Here is a 2,259-nt window from a genome sequence, read left to right on the forward strand (position 1 = left end):
GCACCTGTGCAGCCAGGAGCCGACGACCTATGCGCAGGCTGCGACCACGTACAAGCTGGGTACGAAGAACGCCCCCAGCATCGGTGCGCAGACGAACCGGGCCGGTGGTGGCCGGAAGGTGGACATCGCCACCTTCACGGACGGGACCATCGACGCTTCCGGCACCGGTACGCATTGGGCGCTGGTCGATGCCTCGAACAGCCGTCTGCTGGTCACGCTGCCCGTCCCGGCGCCCCAGGTGGTGACCGCGGGCAACCCGATGGCACTGACCAGCGCCATCGAAATCGGTTTCGCACCGGCGGCGTGATGATGCAGCCCCGGGTCTCGCGAGCACAATTGGAGGCAGCGGCAGGGCGTGGGCTCTGTCCGCAGCGACTTGCCGACGAGATTGGGATCCATCGTCAGTCTGTCGCGCGCGCCATGGTGCGCCATGGCGTCGCCCTGCCCAACGGGAAGGCCGGGCGCGATCCGATGCTGGAATTGCGCGAGACCGTGATGGACCTGCGCCCGGCAGACGCTGTTGATCTGCTGCTGTCTGTGGTGGCCGATCTGGCGGGGCAGGACGATGACCGGGTGGGGAACGGCCTCGGCCTGACCCGGATGCAGCGCGCGCTGTTCTGTGCGCTTTATCGCCGGGAGGGGCAGGTCATTCCGCATACCGCCCTGTATGCCGCGCTGTGGCCGGGGGTTGATGAGCCCCGCGCGGATTGCTCCGCCAAGGTGTTGGTCTGCTCCCTGCGCAAAGCTCTGTCCGGGCTGGCCCGTGTCGAGCCGGTGTTCGGGGAGGGATACCGCCTGGTGCGCGAGGATGGTGTTGTTTTTTCGTGGGAGACTGACCGATGACCTTGTCCAAATTCCCCGCTGTGATGCCCCAGGCCGCGGCGGCCGTGATCGAGGCGGCCGAGGCGCTGCGCTATATCCAGTCCAGCACGGGCGATCTGCGACTGCGGGACATCGACCGGGCCAATGACGCGATGCGGGCGGCGAAATCCCTGTGTCTGTCGGCTCTGGCCGAGGGGCAGAAGCAGCCCGCCGCGAGCGCGGCGTTCATGGCCAGCATCGGCGGTCCGTCCTCGCTGGCCGTGTTCGCCGGGCATCTGGCGCAGATCGACGCAGCGGCGACCGCGTGGAATGACGCATGGTCGGCATGGCTGGACACGCTGGAGGTCAGCGAGCTGATCCAGCCCGCCACGCTGGATCGCGACGGGATCGAGACGCGCTATATCGCCCGAACCGAGGTGATCGGGGACGCCAAGGCCGCGCCCCTGCGCGGGTCGCAGGCTCTGGCCGATCTGGTGGCCGCGCTGGCGGCGGTGGGGGCGTGATGGATAGCCTGCCCGCCCCTGTCGCCGCGCTGGTGCGGATCATGCCGCCGTGGCTGCGTGAGCTGTTCCTGACGCCCTCGGCGTTCCCGGACGATCCGCGGAAATATGCCAGAAACCAGGTGCTCCACTTCGCGCTGGTGGGCGCCCTGCCCGTGGCCCTGATCGGCCCGTGGTTCGCCCCCATCTCGCTGACCCTCTATGCGGGCTGGGAATGGCTGCAATGGCGCTATCTGGGCGGCGATCTGTCCGATGGGCTGGAGGACATGGCGTTCCAGAGCGCGGGCGTGATCCTGTGCGTCACGCTGTTCTGGCCGATGCTGGTGCCGATGGGGCTGATCCTCGGCGCGGGCGTGGCGCTGCGCCGGGGGCTGTAAACCATGGCCTATGCCGTCATTTCCGGGTTCACGGGCGTCGGGGCCAGCAAGGCAACGGTAGAGATTGGCGGCGCCAGCTATGACGTTTACGAGTTCCCGGCCGATGGCTCGATCACGGTCGAGGCGGGCGGGGACGTGGACTACCTGATCGTCGGTGGTGGTGGGCGCGGTGGGGCTATTCAATATGGCGGCGCTGGGGGCGGCTCGGGCGGGGATGCGCTGAGCGGGGTTGCGAATGTGGCTGCCGGCAGCCACTCCCTCGTCGTTGGTTTGGGCGCTGGCGGTGTCGGAAGCCTGACCGGAGATCAGGGGGGAGGTCAGGATAGTTTGGCGCTAGGTCTGACCGCGAGAGGCGGCGGGAGGGGCGCAGGCGAGCCTGATTTTTCGGCCTCGCGTCAGCCGCCTCTTAGTGGCGGCGGCGGCGCATCACGAAATCTGGTGAGCAGCCTCAATACCGGCGTGGTGCACCCTACGTCATATAAGCCCGGCTTATTCGTCCAATTCGGCCGGAAAAGTTGCGTGCGCCTGAAAGCGCTGTAGTTTCAAGCTGCTAGACCAGA

Annotated in this window: 5 protein-coding genes; all 5 read left to right on the forward strand. The window is 67.6% G+C overall.

Annotated elements, in window-relative coordinates:
* On the forward strand, positions 1 to 307 hold a 307-nt coding region (locus GH815_RS18940; RefSeq protein ID WP_170290397.1), incomplete at its 5' end, for a hypothetical protein.
* Positions 308 to 420: 113 nt separating this feature from the next.
* On the forward strand, positions 421 to 843 hold the full coding sequence (locus tag GH815_RS18565) for a helix-turn-helix domain-containing protein (RefSeq protein ID WP_170290398.1): 423 nt from the start codon (positions 421 to 423) through the stop codon (positions 841 to 843).
* Between the two features lie 23 nt (positions 844 to 866).
* On the forward strand, positions 867 to 1,325 hold the full coding sequence (locus GH815_RS18570; RefSeq protein WP_170290399.1) for a hypothetical protein: 459 nt from the start codon (positions 867 to 869) through the stop codon (positions 1,323 to 1,325).
* Positions 1,325 to 1,699, forward strand: coding sequence for a hypothetical protein (locus tag GH815_RS18575; RefSeq protein WP_153750212.1), 375 nt, complete (start codon positions 1,325 to 1,327; stop codon positions 1,697 to 1,699). Before GH815_RS18570 ends, GH815_RS18575 begins: the two co-directional genes overlap by 1 nt.
* 3 nt (positions 1,700 to 1,702) lie before the next feature.
* The gene (locus tag GH815_RS18580) at positions 1,703 to 2,239 is read left to right on the forward strand and encodes a glycine-rich domain-containing protein (RefSeq protein WP_153750213.1); all 537 of its coding nucleotides are present in this window, start codon (positions 1,703 to 1,705) and stop codon (positions 2,237 to 2,239) included.
* The last annotated feature ends 20 nt before the right edge of the window (positions 2,240 to 2,259 follow it).

The sequence above is a fragment of the Rhodovulum strictum genome (genome assembly GCF_009649175.1).
Lineage (GTDB): Bacteria > Pseudomonadota > Alphaproteobacteria > Rhodobacterales > Rhodobacteraceae > Rhodovulum > Rhodovulum strictum.